Source organism: Micromonospora polyrhachis, assembly GCF_014203835.1.
Classification (GTDB): domain Bacteria; phylum Actinomycetota; class Actinomycetes; order Mycobacteriales; family Micromonosporaceae; genus Micromonospora_H; species Micromonospora_H polyrhachis.
The window spans coordinates 884,858-900,455 of record NZ_JACHJW010000001.1; the positions used below are offsets into that span (position 1 = coordinate 884,858).

Here is a 15,598-nt window from a genome sequence, read left to right on the forward strand (position 1 = left end):
TACAGAGCGTCTCCAGCAGCCGGATGAACCGATCCTGGTGCGCGGTTATCTCGGCCAGGTGGTAGCTCGCCGGATTGGCGGTGAAGTCGATGCGTACCTGTCCGCTCGCCAGGTCGCCGTACACGTCGATCGAAAGGTCGTCCGCCGGCCCGGATTCGAGGACGTGGGCCACGGTGGACAGCCCGGCCATCGGCTGTTGGTAGTCGAACGGCATGAGGTTCACCGATGGCCCGTACAGGCGATGTCCGTCGCCGAGGGTGTGGAGATCGACGCGCAGGTCCTCCAGCCGGTACCGCTGGTGTCGCAGTAGTTGGCGTAGCGCCCTCGAAGCCTCTTCGGTGACCTCTTCGAAGGTGAGTTCGGGTCGTACCGACAGGCGTAACGGTAGGACGGTCATCATCATGCCGGGAGTGCGTTTGGCCAGTCGCCCCCACCGTCCGGTGACCGGGAAGCCGAGGACCACGTCCCGGGCCGAGGTCAGGCGGTGCAGGTAGACCGCCACCGCGGCCACCACGACGGTGGACCAGGTACCCCGGGCCACGCTGGCGCGCAGCCGGGCGACGGCCGCCGGGGACAGGTCCACCCGGCGGCGCAGCACCCGATGCGATGCTGGGGCCGGCCGGTCCGTCAGGCTCACCGGCTGTGGCCGGTCGGCGAACCGGGCCAGCCAGAACTCGCGGTCGGCGACGAAGCGTGCCGAGGCGCGGTAGGCCGCCTCCTCGGCCCAGACCTCGGGCAACGAGCCGAGGACGGTCGGCGGAGAGTCGGTCCCGGCGAGCGCGGCGGCGTATATCTCGGCGGTGCGCGCGGTGAAGAGCGAGAAGGCGTACGCGTCCATGATCGAATGATGGAACCGCAGATAGTAGAGGTGCACCTGCGGATCGACCTGAATCAGCGCAACGTTGAGCAGCGGCCCGACGACGAGATCGACCGGTTGGCCGAGATCGGCAGCCATCCAGCGCCGCGCGGCCGACTCCGGATCACCCTCTCCACCCATGTCGACAATGCCGACGTCGAATTCAATCGAGTCGGCTATCGACTGCCAGGGTTCACCATCCGCGACCCCGAAACGCAAGCGACTGGCCTCTGCCTCCAGAATCGCCCGGCGCGCCGCAGTCCGCAGCAGCGGCAGATCGACAGGGCCACGGATTTCGGTAAATCCGCCGATATTGAAGGCCGGGGTCGCCGGGTCCAGGAGTTGACCGAACCAGATACTGGACTGGGCCGTCGACAGGGGCAGCCGAGAGTCAGACACGATGTCCCACCTCTCATTCACGGACACCCCGTTTTCCGAATGCCCGAACGGTATCACCGGATATTGGCCAGTCGGATCATCCACGTCAACCCCGCCACCGCCCCACATCTCACCCTCTTTCGCGAGACGTGCCATGCTTTGTCCAAATTGAGCAGCAGCGATGCACCTGGCGGCTTTTCGTCAGCCTGATGCAGTTCGACAGGACTCGACGCCACTGCACACCAGATGCCCCAACCGGTCCACAATGGGGGCGACCGGACCGAATAGCAACACATCAACGCATCCAAATGGCATCTTTACCCCGACTGATCACACTGGTAGCATGCAAACATTCGAAAATCTGATCAACCTATTTACAATTCTTCGAACAAGGGTCGTAACATATGACCGTGGTTGCCGGAACGGATCCCCGGGACTTCATGAAAGACCTGCCGCAAAGCCGTTCCGGTCGACTCCTGCACAACGAACTGGGCCGGCGCTGGCCAGCCGATCCGGACCATCTGGCGACAATTGTTCGCTATGCACTGCTGCCCGCCGGAAAGCTGCTCCGGCCGATAATGACACTGGAATCCGCCGAGGCCGTCGGTGGTCACCCCGATTCCGTCCTACCGGCGGCGCTCAGCATGGAGTACATACACGTCGCGACGCTGGTGCACGACGACATCATCGACGCCGACGAACTGCGCCGAGGCCGCCCCGCCGTACCGGTCGCCTTCGGCACACCGGCCGCCATTGTCGCCGGCGACCAGCTCATCTTCACCGCCTTCGCCTCGCTCACCGAATGCCACGCGGCCGGAGTGCCGGCCGACCGGGTGGTCGCCGCCACCGATGCGCTGGCCACCGCCGGAGCCGACCTGTGCCGGGGCCAGCTCCTCGAATCCCAACTCGTCGACGACCCCGATTCGGGGGTGGCTGCCTACCTGGAAGTGGCCCGGCTCAAGACCGGCGCGTTGTTCCGGGCGGTCTGCCAGGTCGGGGCGCTCCTCGGTGGTGCCGACGCGACCCGGGCCGGGCAGCTGGCCAACTACGGCGAGCAACTCGGGATCGCCTTCCAGATCCGCGACGACCTGCTGGCCTACGAGGCCTCGACCGCCACGATCGGCAAGCCGACCACCAGCGACCTGGCCAACGGTCGACCCACCCTGCCGGTGCTGCTGGCCTACGAGACGAGCCCACCGGCCACCCGGGCCGAGCTGACCTCCGCGCTGCACCGCCACTCGACCGATCCCGCCACGCACCGGCGAGTTCACGACATCCTGCGCGCCACCCGCGCCCTCGAACGCGCCCGGGAACAGGCCGGTGACCACGCCCGGCAGGCGCGTGACCAGCTGCATACGCTGCCGGACTCGGCCAGCCGCGACGTGCTCACCGCGATCGCGCGGTGGGCCACCGCGCAGAGCCGCTGACCATGGCCAGCCACCGTGCGGGCGCCCTGCGCGCGCACGTACGGACCTGGCGGCCCTACACACTGTGGTACATCGGACTGGTCGGCCTGGCCGGAGCCGGTCTCGCCGGCGGTCACCCCGCCTGGTGGCGGCTCGTCGCCGCCTGGGCCACGCCCACCCTCGGCTGGATCGGCGGCCACTACCTCAGTGACTACTTCGACCGGGACCTGGACGCCGCCAGCAAACCGCACCGACCGATCCCCTCCGGAGCGCTCCGCCCGGCCGCCGCCCTGGGCTGCGGAATCGGCTGCCTGGTCGGGGTCGGCACGCTGGCCGTCGCCGGTGGCTGGCCCACCCTCACCGTCGCCGCCCTCGCCACTGTCGCGATCGTCGCCTACGGTCGGGCGCTGAAGGCCCGTGGGCTGGCCGGCAACGCCGCCCGGGGCGCGCTGGGCGCACTCACCCTGCTGTACGGGGCAGCCCTGGTCGATTCCCCCGCACAGTGGACGCTACTTTCCTTCGTGCTGGCGTTCTGGGCGCACGACACCTCGTCCAACCTGGTCGGCACCCTGCGCGACGTGCCCGGTGACCGGGCCGGCGGCTACACGACGATGCCGGTACGGCACGGCGACCGGATCGCCATCGCCACCGCGCTCGCACTGTACGGGCTGGCGCTCGCCTCGGCCACGGTGGGCGGCTGGGTCGGTGGCCACCGGACGGTGCCGCTGGTGTACCTCGTCTCGCTGACACCGGCGGCGCTCCTCGGCGCGGCGGCCTTCCGATCCCTGCTGGCACACCGGACCCGGCTCTCCGCCAACGTCGCCCTACGTGGGCACGAACTCCTCGTCCTGGAACGGGTCTGCCTGGCCGCCGCGGTGGTCGGGCTGGGCCTCGGGTTGACCACCGCCGGAGTGCTGGCGGTTCCGGCGCTCGTCGTCACCGGGTGGACGCAGGCGCGCCTGCGGTCCGGTCACGAGTTCGGTCCGTCCCTGTCCCACCTCGGCTGAAAGGGCATCATCATGCCGTCCCCACTCATCGACCGGGTGAGCCGGGCCATCGAAGCCGGCGCCGAAGAGCTACTGGGTGGGCAACGGCCGGACGGGGCCTTCGTGGACTCACCGCCCAGTTCGGTGCTGGGTACGGCCGGCGCGGTCACCGCACTGCATCGCGCCGACCGGGAAGGCTCCCGGGACCTGGTCGCCCGGGGCGTGGCCTGGCTCTGTGCCCACCAGCACGGCGACGGCGGCTGGGGCGGTGTGGTCGGCGCCGACAGCGAACCGATCGCCACCTCGGTCGCTACCGCCACCCTGCAGATCGTCGCCCCCACCGACAGCGCCGAGGCGGTACGCCGGGGCCGCCAGCGGCTCGCGGCGCTGGGCGGTGTCGAGGCGGTCACCGACCCGGCGGTCAACCACCTGTGCCGGCAGTTCCTGGCCCTGACCAACCTACCGGAGGCGGGGCAGCTGCGCCGACTTCCGCTGGAACTCGTCCACTTCGACGGCCTCCGCCGGCAACGGATCTCCTTCCGTACCGCGCCGTTCGTCGCGCTGGCCCTGTTACAGACCCGGACCATGCCCGCCGGCCCGCTACGCCGGGCCACCCTGCGCCGGGCCGAGCCGGTAGCCCTGCGCCTGCTGGCCGCGATCGACGCGCACGAGGGGCACACTGGGGCGTTCAGCGAGGATCCCTGGCCGGCGGCCCTGGTCTGTCTCGGCCTGGCCCACGCAGACCTGGCTCCGCACCTGGTGTCGGCGATCGCCGGCTTCCTCCGCCGCGCGGTCCGGCCCGACGGGTCCTGGGACGCGGTCACCAACCTGGACCTCACCCGCTCCGGGTTCGCCGCCACCGGCCTCATCGCGGCCGGCTACGCCGACGACCCCCGGCTCGGGCGCACCCGGGACCTGTTCCACCGCTGCCAGCAACGCCAACCGTTCCCGGTCTTCGGCGTGCCGCCCGGCGGGTGGAGCTTCAGCGGGCCGCGCGGCTGGCCGGTCACCCTCGAATCGGCCGAGATCGTGACGGCGCTGGCCGGTCTGCCCGACCACCACGACGATCCGGTCCTACGCCGAGGCGTCGACTGGCTGATCAACCGACAGGACCGGCGGGGCTCGTGGAGCCTATGGGTCCGCGACACCCGCCTGGCCAACGACGGCCCCTGCTGCGGCATCACCAGTCAGGGCATCGTCGCCCTGCGGCACACCGGGCACGCCCCGGACAGCCCACCGGTCGTCGCCGCCGTCCGGTGGCTGCTCACCCAACAACGTCCGGACGGGACCTTCGAGAACCTGTGGTACCGGGATCACACCTCGGGCACCGCCATGGTCCTGGACGCGCTGGCCGAGGCCGGGCAGACCACCCATCTGGTCAGTGTCCGGGCCCGGGACTGGTTGCTGCGTACCCAGCTTCCCGACGGTTCCTGGGGTTCCGGCAGCACCCCGGAAGGCACGGTGGAGGAGACCGCCTGGACGGTGCACGCCCTGCTCTCCGCCGGGGCCGCCGCCACCGACGAGCCGGTGACCCGGGCCGTGGGCTGGCTGCTGGACACCCAGCTATCCAGCGGAGCCTGGCCCGCCAGCCGGGTCTGCGCCTACATCCGGCACCACATGCACTATCCCAACGGGGCGATCACCCGGGGCCTGGCGCTGCGCGCGTTGGGTGCCTACCGGAGCCACACCGGAGGTGCCGCGTGACCGACTTCGACGTGGTGGTGTGCGGGGCCGGCGCAGGCGGACTGGCCGCCGCCCACGCGCTGGGTCGACTCGGTCTGAGCGTGCTGGTGCTCGACCGGCGGGCCAGCCCGGCGAAGGTGGCCAAGGGGGAGCTGCTCCAACCCGAGTCGGTGCGCATCCTCGACAACTGGGACAGCCTGCCGATGCTACGGGCCGGTGGCACCGTCGCCGTGGACCGGCTGGCCATCCGCGACCCGGCCGGTGCGATGCTGCTCCCACTGGACTACACCGCCCTTCCCGGTGCCTACCGGCAGATCCTCTGCACCGAATACCCGAACCTGCTTCGCGCCCTGGTCGACGGGCTCGGGCCGACCGTCCGGGTCCGCCGACCGGTGCTCGTCGAAGGCGCGCTCCGCGACCGGCAGGGCCGGGTCACCGGCGTACGGGTCACCGAGGCGGGACGGCAGCGGGACATCCGGGCCCGGCTGGTGGTCGCCGCCGACGGAATGTCCTCCCGGCTGCGCAAGGCGGCCGGACTCGTGATGCGTCGCCGGCCGTACGACCACCGACTGCTCGCCTTCGAGATAGGCGGGGTACGCGTCGCCAACGAGGTGTGCGCCTATCTCACCGACCGGGGACTGCGCCTGGTCTACCCCCTGCCCGGGAACCGGTGCCGCCTCTACGTCCAGGTCCGGCCAGACGAGTTACGCGAGGGCGGGCTGGCCGACCTGCCCGGCTGGGCCGAACGGCTGCTCGCCGCGATGCCGGCCCTCGCCCCCCTGGCCGACCCGCTACGGGCCAGCCTGGGCCGCCGGCAGGCGTTGACCATCTGCCGGCTGCACACCCCCCGGTTGACCGTCCCCGGGCTGGCACTGGTCGGCGAGGCGGCGCACGCCGTACACCCGATGGCCGCCCAGGGCATCAACAGCTCGCTGGCCGACGCGCAGACCCTGGCCGACCGGATCGCCGCCGCCGGCGACACCGGGGCGGACGCGCTCGACCGGGCCCTGCGGGAATACCAGCGACTCCGACTGCAACGGCTCGACCACACCGCGACGGTCAGCCACAACGCGGCCCGGATGCTGACCAGCACGGGTGGGCCAGCCCGGCTGCTCGGCCGGCGGATGATGCGGCACACCGCCGCCAACCCGCGATTGCTGCGGCTCACCGCCGGCAACCTGGCCGGGGTCGACCTGCGACCGCTGACCACCATGGACCGGCTCTACCAGCTCGGCATCCTGACCGATCGGCACGCCGACCCGGTCCCTGCCCATCCGGCGAAGAACGGCGGTGAACCGAATTGACCCTCCCATCCCCCGGCGGTCACCGCCACGGCGGCGACCCGACGAACGAGCCCAACATCGATCTCTCCATGAACGAGACCCCCTATCCGCCGTTGCCCAGTGTCCGACGACTCGTCATGGGCGGGGCGAGCCGACTGCACCGCTACCCCGACCACGCCGCCGCCGAACTGTTGGCGACGCTGGCCGCCCGGCTGGGCGTACCGGCTGCGCAACTCGTGGTCGGCCCCGGGTCGGCGGGGCTGTGCCAGCACCTCATCCAGGCGATCGCGCCCCAGGGAGGGACGGTGGTGCACGCCGCCCTGTCGTTCGAGGCGTACCCGCTGATCATCGCCAACGCCGGGGCGCGGCCGGTGCCGGTGCCCCTGGCCGACCACCGGCACGACCTGACCGCCATGGCCGACGCGGTCACCGCCGACACCCGCTGCGTGCTGGTGTGCAACCCCAACAACCCGACCGGCACAGTGCTGCATCGGGCCGAGATCGAACGATTCCTGGACCGGATACCCCCGGAGGTGGTGGTCATCGTCGACGAGGCGTACCGGGAGTTCGTCACCGATCCCGACGTACCGGATCTGGTGGCGGTGGCCGGGGACCGCGGCAACCTCTGCGTACTGCGGACCTTCTCCAAGGCGTACGGCCTGGCCGCGCTGCGGGTCGGCTACGCCGTGGCCCCACCGGGCATCGCCGCCGCCGCCCGCCTCCGGGGAGCGGTCTTCTTCCCCAGCGGTCCCGGCCAGGCCGCCGCCGTCGCGTCGCTCGACCCGGTGGCCGAGGCGGAGCTGCTGACCCGCTGCGCCGAACTGGCCCGACACCGGCGACAGTTGAGCGACCAGTTGGCCGCGCTCGGCCTGCCGGTCGTGCCCAGTCAGGCCAACTTCGTCTGGCTGACCCTCGGTACGGACGCGGAGGCGTTCACCGCGCACTGTCGACGGGCCGGGATCCTCGTCCGAAGTCATCCCGGCCAGGGAGTACGGATCACCGTCGGCGACGCCGCAGCGAACCGTCGGCTGGTCGAGGTGGCTGCCGAATTCGTCGTCACCGACCGGACGGCGGTGGCATCGTGAACCGCCCGCTCGGTAGCGAAGTCACGACCGGGTCGGTCGACGGTGGTGCCGCGCACCGGCCTCGGCTGAGCGTCACCGTCCCGGTGTTCAACAACGGGCACCTGCTCACCCTGGCGCTCCAGGCCCTGACCCGGCAGACGATGCCCCGGGACGAGTTCGAGGTGATCGTCGTCGACGACGGCTCCGAACCCACACTCGAACCGGTGGTCGCACCGTTCGCTGACGCCCTGCCCCTGACCTACCTGCGACACAGCCCGAACCGGGGGCGCTCCGTCGCCCGGAACCGGGCCATCGCCGAGGCCCGGGGCGACGTGATCCTGCTCCTCGACGCGGACCACTGCGCCCACCCCGAGCTGCTCCGCCGGCACTGGGAGTTCCACGCCGGCCGGGGGCTGCGTCCCGGCGTCCAACTCGGTCGCAGCATCCTGGTCGACTGGGCGGCGATCGAGGCCCTCAGGCAGGGGGAGACCCCGACCCCGGCCATGGTCGGCGACTACCGGGAGGACGTACGCGACTACCTGTTCGCCTCGCCCCACCGCCGCCGCGACTTCACCCGCGCCCCCTGGGTGTACGGCCACACCAACAACGCCTCGGTCGACCGGGCCTCGTTGCTGGCCGTCGGCGGCTTCGACGAGGAACTGGTCACCTGGGGTGGTGAGGACAACGAGCTGTTCTACCGACTGTTCCACCATCACGGCCGGGACCCGGACCTGTTCGCGATCGGCGACGACGCGATCACCTACGACCTGCCGCACTTCCGGTCCTGGCGGGTACTGATGGCCCAACTCGCCGAGAACTTCATCCACATCGCCCGCAAACATCCCCGGTACGACATCGAGTTCTTCGGCTTTCCCGGACTCTGGTCCAACGCCGTACGCCGGATCGCCTGGTTCGAGGACGCGCTGGATGCCTCGCGGGCCCACGGGTTGGGTCAGGTCGACCGGCTGCCCGCCGACTACCAGCGGCTTCTCGCCGGAGAGAACTGCCTGCTGGTCGGGCACGGGGCCAGCAAGCTCGCCCTCGGGCCGGGATCGGTCACCTTCGACCACGACGCACCGGCCAGCGCGGACAACCTGCACCTGGCCGGGCTGCTGACCCCGTTCGAGGGTGACCGCTTCGACCGGGTGGTCAGCGTCGACCTGTGGCGCTTCCTCAATCCGGAAGACCTCGGTGCCTTCCTGGAGGAGGGGCGGCGGCTGGCCGGCCGGGTGGACTTCGTCTGCACCGACCTGAGCATCCCGCCGGCGGCGATGCTGCCGCTGCCGTTCGCCCGTGACCTCGACTTCCTGCGCACCACGGTCGAGCCGCACCTGCCGGTGCGGCTGACCACCACCGACGACGGGTGCGCGACCATCTCCGTCGGTGGTACGCCCTGATGCGGGTGCTGATGGTGACCTGGGGCTGGCGCTCGCACTTCTATCCGCTCGCCCCGCTGGGCTGGGCCCTGCAGGCCGCCGGCCACCAGGTACGGGTGGCCGGTCAACCGGCCCAGGGGGCCGCGATCGTCGCCGCCGGCCTGCCCGCCGTACCGGTCGGTCCCGACCTCGACTTCGCCGAGGTGTTCGCCGGTCAGGTCGGCCGGGTGGCCGGTCCAGCGGGCAGTCCGGCGGCCGGTGCGGCCGTCGCGACGGCGGTGCCGCCCAACATCGACGCGGTGAGACCGGCTGTCGCAGCGGCGGTGACGCCGGACGGTGGGGTGGTGCGGTTCGCCGACGCCATGCTCGACGAACTGCTCGCCTTCGGCCGGCACTACCGGCCGGACCTGGTCGTCTACGAGCCGCTCAACCTGGCCGGCTCGCTCGTCGCCGCCGCCCTCGGGGTGCCCGACGTCCGGCTGCTGTGGGGCCCGGACGCCGGCAGCCAACTCACGCTCGACGAGGACCTGGTGCTCGGTCCGCGCGCGGCCCGGCTCGGTGTCGACGGGGTACGCGTCACCGGGGCGGTGAGCCTCGACCCGTGCCCCGCCCCGATGCAGGTGCCGCTGGCCAGGCCGAGCCTGCCGATGCGGTTCGTTCCGTACAACGGGCCGGCAGTGGTGCCGGACTGGCTCCGGAAGCCGGCCGCCCGCCCCCGGGTCTGTGTCACCTGGGGCACCATGATGGCCGGTCTCGGGCTGACCGACCTGGTCGACGCGTCCCGGGTGGTGCACGCCCTGGCCGGGCTCGACATCGAGGTCGTCGTGGCGTTGGAGGCCAGCCAGCACGCCACCCTGGGCGAACTGCCGGCCAACGTACGACTGGCCCGCTCCCCACTCGCCCTGCACCTGGTGCTGCCCACCTGCCAGGCCCTGGTCCACCAGGGCGGGGCCGGTACGACGATGACCGGGCTGGCGTGTGGCGTGCCGCAGCTGGTGTTACCGCAGGTCAGCGACCAGCACTTCAACGCCGACCGGCTGACCGTCACCGGGGCGGGCACCCAACTGGCCGGCGACGACGCCGACCCGGACACGATCCGCGACCAGGTGACGCAACTGTTGGACGACGACCGGTGGCGGGCGGCGGCGCAGGAGATGCGTCGCCGCAGCGAGGAGCGACCGACCCCCGCCGACCTGGTGCCGGCGCTGTGCCGCCTGGCCCGGACGGGTGCGCCGACGGCGCTCGGCGACCCGGACCCGACGCAAGGCCACCCGGACCCGACGCAAGGCCACCCGGACCCGACGCAAGGCCACCCGGACCCGATTCAAGGCCACCCGGACCCGACGCGCCCGCTCCAAGGCCATCCGGGCCCAGCCCAAGGCGACCCGGGCCCGACGCAGCCGGTAGCCGTCAGCCCGACCGGAGGAACCCGATGACCGAGCAGCACACTCCCCTGCCGTACCCGTTCGCTTCCTCGCCCTCGATCCACCATCCGTCGCCGGAACTGACCGAGCTGCGGGAGAACCGACCGGTGGTCCCGGTGGTCATGTCCGACGGTTCACCGGCCTGGCTGGTGACCCGCCACGCCGACGTGCGCCGGGTGCTCACCGACTCGCGGTTCAGCCGGGCCGCCGCCCGGGGTGACGACGCACCACCGAAGGAACTTGGCGCACTGGAGACCGAGTCGCTGATCGGCATGGACCCGCCGGAGCACACCCGGCTGCGCCGGCTGGTGGCCAGTGCCTTCACCCCCCGTCGGGTGGAACAGTTACGCCCCTGGGTGGCCGGGATGGTCGACGAGCTGATCGACCGGATGTCCGCCCTGCCTCGACCGGTCGACCTCGTCACGCACTTCTCGACCCCGTTCCCGGTCGAGGTGATCAGCGAGTTGCTCGGGGTGCCGCCCGCCGAGCGACACAACTGCAAGGCCTGGTCGGACACGATGATGGGCGACTGGCAGCAGGACCCGGAGGGCACCCGGGCGGCGTTGGACGGCTTCGCCCGGATGATCGCCGCCAAGCGCGCCGAACCGGCCGACGACCTGATCACCGCCCTCATCCAGGCCCGCGACGAGCGCGACAAACTGTCCGAACACGAGCTGGTGTCGGTCTGCGTGGGGGTGCTCATCGGCGGTCACGAGACCACCACCAACCAGATCAACATGTCGCTGCTCACCCTGCTGAACCATCCCGACCAGCTCGACCGGCTCCGCGCCGACCCGAACGCGATCGGGCCGGCGGTGGAGGAACTGACCCGGTTCATCCAGCTCGGTGAGACGGGCGTGATGCTGCCCCGGATCACCACCGAGGAGGTGACGCTGAGCGGGGTAACCCTCCCCGCTGGTACGGCGGTGCTGCCGGCGTTCGTGGCCGCCAACCGCGACCCGGCCACGTTCGCCGACCCGGACCGGCTGGATCTGTCCCGCAGTCCCAATCCCCACCTGGGCTTCGGTGCTGGCGTACACCACTGTCTCGGGGCGCAACTGGCCCGGATGGAGTTGCAGGAGGCGCTGCGTGGCCTGCTCACCCGGCTGCCGGGGCTACGGGTCGCGGTGCCCGAGGACGAGCTGCGGTTCAAGCCCGGCCTGGCCGTACGGTGCCTGGCGGCGCTGCCGGTGACCTGGTAGCACCGTACGCCGCTGGTTCGCCGTACTCCCACCATCGGTCGACGAGCTACCGGGCAGGCCTGGTGTCGTAGTCGTGCCGGGCCTGCTCGACCTTGCTGAGATTGGTGGCGGCCCATTCAGTGAGATGGGCGAAGAACGGGGCGAGGCTGCGGCCAACCTCGCTGATCTCGTATTCGACCCGGGCCTCAGCGATCGCCGGCGCGCTCGGGGAACCCGTCCGGTTCGTCGAGCAGACCCGCGACGAGGCCCGCACACAGATGCTGCGGTTCATGCCTGAGCCGGTGGCTGATGGCACCCTCGCCATCCTCGGTGACCCCACCGACGACGAGCAACGGATCAGCCCCGATGTCGAGCGGGTCCTCGGCCGGGCACCGCGCACCTTTGCTGACTGGGTCCAGCGCCACATCGCCGCCTTCCGGTAGTAGAGCAGCAAGTACCCCTACAACCACGAGCAAGGCGTCAGCCGGCCGTCGGTACACCCCCTCTGTTCGGGTAGCACCGACAGCCGGCGCGTGGAAGGTCCGACCTGGCCTGGCCCGCCACCTGCGGCTGGACCCCGCGCCATAGACTCTCGCTGGACCCGCCTTGGCGTACCACGATGCGCTGGTGCGTTACTGGTCCTCGGGGAGGCTGATGGAGTTCCGACTGCTCGGTCGGATGGAAGCGCTGCACGACGGACGACCGGTGGCGCTGGGGCGAAGACGCGAGCGCATGCTGCTCGCGCTGCTGCTGTTGGAGACCGGTTCGGCGGTGTCCCCCGACCGACTGGCCAACCTGCTCTGGGACGACGCCCCGCCGGCAACCTCTCGGGCCAGTCTGCACACCCACGTCTCCCGGCTGCGGGCGGTGCTCACACCGTTCGACGTGCCGCTGTCGAGTACGGCCACCGGCTACCGGGTGGAGGTCGACGCCGAGCAGGTCGACGCCCACGTCTTCCGTACGTTGGTCGACCGCGCCCGGAAACTGCCCGCCCCGGACCGGCGGGTCGGCCCGCTTCGGGACGCGCTGGCCCTCTGGCGTGGTCCGCTCCTGGCCGACCTGGCCACCGACCGGCTCCGGGAGCGGATCGGCATCGAGCTGACCGAGCTTCGCCTGGCCGCGACCGAACTACTCATGGCCAGCGAACTGGACCGGGGGCGACACCGGGAAATCGTCGGTGAGCTGACCGCGCTGGTTGCCGAGAATCCGCTACACGAGTCGTACACCGCGCAGCTCATGCTCGCCCTCTACCGGTGTGGACGGCGTACCGATGCGCTGGACGCCTACGAGCGCATCCGGGGCCGGATCGCCGATGACCTCGGTCTCGACCCGGGCCTCGAGTTGCAGGAGCTACGGACGGCGATGCTGCGCGACGATCCCGCGCTGACGCCCGCCGCCGCACCGGCACCATCGGCCATCCTGGTGACCCCGGCACCGGTCCCGGCTGCGCCAGCCTCCCCGGTCCCGGCGCAGCTTCCCCTTCCAGTCGCCCACTTCACCGGTCGCACCGAGGCGCTACAGACCCTCGACGACCACCTGCGGGACCTGACGGCGGCCCCCACGGTGGCCGTCGCGGCGATCACCGGTACGGGTGGAGCCGGCAAGACCGCCCTGGCGGTGACCTGGGCACACCGGGTCGCCGGGCAGTTCCCCGACGGCCAGCTCTACGTCGACCTACGTGGCTACGATCCGGGCGAACCGAAGCCGGCCGCCGCCGCGCTCGACGGGTTCCTCCGCGCGCTGGGCGTCGACCGTACCCCGATCGACCTCGACGAGCGGGCGGCGTTGTACCGGTCGCTGCTGGCCGGCCGGCGGATGCTCGTCGTCCTGGACAATGCCCGCTCGGTCGAGCAGGTCCGGCCGCTCCTGCCGGGCTCCCCCGGCTCGCTGGTGTTGGTGACCAGCCGGGACGACCTGGCCGCCCTGGTGGCTCGGGACGGCGCGCGTCGGCTGGCGCTGGACCGCCTCACCGACACCGAGGCGACGGATCTGCTGCGCCGTATCCTCGGCGACGCGCGGGTGGACGCCGAGCCGGGGGCACGGGTGGAGTTGGTCCGGCTCTGCGCCGGCCTGCCACTCGCCCTGCGGATCGCCGCGGAACGGACCGGCCGGGTCGACGCGGCCGAACCGGGCAGCCGGGTCCACGCGGGTCGCACCGGGGCACCGTCCCCCGGCCGTCCCCTGGCCGACCTGGTGGCCGAACTCGCCGACCGGAGCCGGCGGCTGGACGTACTCTCCTTCCCCGGCGACCCGCTCACCGCCCTGCGGGTCGTCTTCTCCTGGTCATACCAGGCCCTGCCGCCGGCAGCCGCCCGACTCTTCCGGCTGCTCGGCCTGTACCCCGGGCCGGACTGGGACCTGCTCGCCGCCGCCAACCTCGCCGGTCTCGACCTCGACCAGACCGGCCGGCTGATCGATCTGCTCGTGGGGGCCCATCTGGTCGAACCCGGTTGCCGCGGCCGGTTCCAGATGCACGACCTGCTACGCGAGTACGCGGCCGAACTCGCCCGGGTGGAGTCGGGTGACGCGCTGGACCGGCTCTACGACTGGTACCTGCACCGGGTCAACGCCGCCATGGACCTGGTCGACCCGCACCGGAGCCGGGCACCGCTACCCGAACTCTCTCCGATCGTCTCGGGTCCTGCGCCGACCACCTACGAGCAGGCGATCGAGTGGTTGGAGGCGGAACGGCCCAGCCTGGTCGCGGCCATCCTGCGCGCCGGTGACCGACTCGTGCACACCTGGCAACTCACGCAGGCGCTGTGGAAGTTCTTCTTCATCCGGGGCTACAGCGACGACTGGCACGCCACGAACCTGCCCGCGCTGGCGGCAGCCCGGCGGCTGACCGACCCGTACGCCCAGGGGGAGATCCTCAACAGTCTCGGGGCGTCCCGTTACGCCACCGGCCGGTACGACGACGCGGTCGACCACTACCGGCAGGCGCTGCCGCTACGCCGCCAGGCCGGCGATCGGGCCGGCGAGGCCACCACCCTGGGTAACCTCGGGGTGGTCTACGACCTACTCGGCCGGTACGACGACGCGGTCGACCACTACCTGCGCGCGCTGCCGATCCAACGGGCCGTCGGCGACCAGCGGGGCGAGGCGATGATGCTGGGCAATCTCGGCATCTCGCTGAAGAACCTCGGCCGGTACGGCAACGCGGCCAAGCACTACCGGCAAGCGATGGCGCTCTACCGACGGACCGGTGACCAACGTGGCGAGGCCATCGCGTTGGACAACGCCGCCTTCCTGGAGCACCGGTTGGGCAACCACACCGAGGCCCTTTCCCTCCTGCACCAGGCCCGGGTGATCGCCGAGCGGCACAACGACCGACGGATCCTCTCCTACGTGCTCAACCATCTCGGCGCGGTCCAGCTGAGCCTCGGCGAGATCGAGTCGGCCCGGGAGGCACACGAGCGCGCACTCCTGCTGGCCCGGGAGATCGGCAACCGGGAGGCCGAGGGCACGGCGTTGAAGGGACTCGGCGAGGTCCACTCTCGACTCGGCGCGCACGCCACGGCGATCACACTCCAGCACGCCGCCCTGGACCTCGTCCGACGACTGAACACCCCGAGCCGGGAGGCTGAGATCCACAACGATCTTGGCGAGGCCCATCGGACGGCAGCGGACGACACAACGGCGCTGGAGCACTTTCAGGCGGCGTTGGCCATCGCCGTGCGCTGCCGCGACCGCTTCCAACGGGGCCGCGCCGAATTCGGCACCGCCCAGGTGTTGCGCACCCTCGGTAACCACGAGGAAGCCCACCGGCACGCAACCCAGGCGATGGAGATCTTCAGCAGCCTCGGGGTGCCCGAAACTGCCGCAGTGGCCGCTTTCCTCCGCTGACCGCCGGCCATCTTCACCCCGTACTGGGCAGGGACGAGGAGTCCTGCCTGACGTCCACCTACCTCCAGTGACCGTCGGTCTGGCCGACGGTCACTGGAGCGAGCCAGGTGCTGGC

General features: G+C 71.4%; 11 protein-coding genes and 1 pseudogene. 10 read left to right on the top strand and 2 right to left on the bottom strand.

Annotation, left to right across the window (positions count from 1 at the left end; translation table 11 throughout):
• Window position 1 precedes the first annotated feature (1 nt).
• Window positions 2–1,390, bottom strand: a pseudogene (locus FHR38_RS33710) (condensation domain-containing protein); the annotation flags it as partial.
• 248 nt (window positions 1,391–1,638) lie between these two features.
• On the opposite strand from FHR38_RS33710, the gene FHR38_RS03520 reads away from it, so the two are divergent.
• From FHR38_RS03520 to FHR38_RS03555, 8 genes are read left to right on the top strand one after another with little or no spacing between them, the layout of a single operon-like run.
• Entirely contained in the window at window positions 1,639–2,661 is a 1,023-nt protein-coding gene (locus tag FHR38_RS03520) for a polyprenyl synthetase family protein (RefSeq protein ID WP_184532704.1), read from the top strand.
• A gap of 2 nt (window positions 2,662–2,663) precedes the next feature.
• The gene (locus FHR38_RS03525) at window positions 2,664–3,647 is read left to right on the top strand and encodes a UbiA family prenyltransferase (protein ID WP_184532706.1); all 984 of its coding nucleotides are present in this window, start codon (window positions 2,664–2,666) and stop codon (window positions 3,645–3,647) included.
• Between the two features lie 12 nt (window positions 3,648–3,659).
• The gene (locus FHR38_RS03530) at window positions 3,660–5,330 is read left to right on the top strand and encodes a prenyltransferase/squalene oxidase repeat-containing protein (RefSeq protein WP_184532708.1); all 1,671 of its coding nucleotides are present in this window, start codon (window positions 3,660–3,662) and stop codon (window positions 5,328–5,330) included.
• Window positions 5,327–6,613, top strand: a complete 1,287-nt coding sequence (locus FHR38_RS03535; RefSeq protein WP_184532710.1) for an FAD-dependent oxidoreductase — start codon at window positions 5,327–5,329, stop codon at window positions 6,611–6,613. Before FHR38_RS03530 ends, FHR38_RS03535 begins: the two co-directional genes overlap by 4 nt.
• The gene (locus tag FHR38_RS03540) at window positions 6,610–7,677 is read left to right on the top strand and encodes a histidinol-phosphate transaminase (RefSeq protein WP_281384798.1); all 1,068 of its coding nucleotides are present in this window, start codon (window positions 6,610–6,612) and stop codon (window positions 7,675–7,677) included. Before FHR38_RS03535 ends, FHR38_RS03540 begins: the two co-directional genes overlap by 4 nt.
• Entirely contained in the window at window positions 7,674–9,053 is a 1,380-nt protein-coding gene (locus tag FHR38_RS03545) for a glycosyltransferase family 2 protein (RefSeq protein WP_184532714.1), read from the top strand. The genes FHR38_RS03540 and FHR38_RS03545 overlap by 4 nt, the downstream gene beginning before the upstream one ends.
• Window positions 9,020–10,468: a nucleotide disphospho-sugar-binding domain-containing protein gene (locus FHR38_RS31890; RefSeq protein WP_184532716.1), complete on the top strand. Its 1,449-nt coding sequence runs from the start codon at window positions 9,020–9,022 to the stop codon at window positions 10,466–10,468. Before FHR38_RS03545 ends, FHR38_RS31890 begins: the two co-directional genes overlap by 34 nt.
• Complete coding sequence (locus tag FHR38_RS03555; RefSeq protein WP_184532718.1) at window positions 10,465–11,658, top strand: cytochrome P450; 1,194 nt, start codon at window positions 10,465–10,467, stop codon at window positions 11,656–11,658. Before FHR38_RS31890 ends, FHR38_RS03555 begins: the two co-directional genes overlap by 4 nt.
• 46 nt (window positions 11,659–11,704) lie before the next feature.
• Here the strand turns inward: FHR38_RS03555 and FHR38_RS31895 are convergent, their stop codons facing one another.
• Window positions 11,705–11,929 carry a winged helix-turn-helix transcriptional regulator gene (locus FHR38_RS31895; protein WP_184539191.1) on the bottom strand — a complete coding sequence of 75 codons (225 nt, stop codon included), beginning with the start codon at window positions 11,927–11,929 and terminating at the stop codon, window positions 11,705–11,707.
• On the opposite strand from FHR38_RS31895, the gene FHR38_RS31900 reads away from it, so the two are divergent.
• Window positions 11,928–12,080, top strand: coding sequence for a hypothetical protein (locus tag FHR38_RS31900; protein ID WP_246446281.1), 153 nt, complete (start codon window positions 11,928–11,930; stop codon window positions 12,078–12,080). The genes FHR38_RS31895 and FHR38_RS31900 overlap by 2 nt on opposite strands.
• 184 nt (window positions 12,081–12,264) lie before the next feature.
• A complete protein-coding gene (locus tag FHR38_RS03570; protein WP_184532720.1) occupies window positions 12,265–15,483 on the top strand; it encodes an AfsR/SARP family transcriptional regulator in 3,219 nt (1,072 codons plus the stop codon).
• Window positions 15,484–15,598: the final 115 nt, after the last annotated feature.